Below are 262 nucleotides of genomic sequence, written 5' to 3'. Positions count from 1 at the left end.
CGGACAAGCCCGTGATGGTCAAGCGCCCGTTTCGCCGCAATCGCCACCGTGCCGAACAGGCAAAAACCCATCGGCGTGGCGGTTTCGGCGTGATGCCCCGGCGGGCGCATGGCGACAAAGGCGTTGCCGACTTCGGCCAGCACCGCATCCACCGCCGCGTTTACCCCACCAATCGCGGCCAGCGCGGCGGTCAGGCTTCCCGGCGCAAGGCTGGTGTCGCCGTCCAGCCTGGCAAAGCCCTGCGCCGGGATCGCCGCCTTGA

Annotated in this window: 1 pseudogene; it reads right to left on the bottom strand. The window is 69.5% G+C overall.

The features are described from left to right. A pseudogene (locus tag RMT89_RS43815) lies at window positions 1–262 on the bottom strand (hypothetical protein); the annotation flags it as partial.

It is taken from the genome of Streptomyces sp. P17 (assembly GCF_032436805.1).
Classification (GTDB): domain Bacteria; phylum Actinomycetota; class Actinomycetes; order Streptomycetales; family Streptomycetaceae; genus Streptomyces.
Note: the sequence above shows the minus strand (reverse complement) of the source record. Positions and strands in the feature narration are given on the sequence as shown.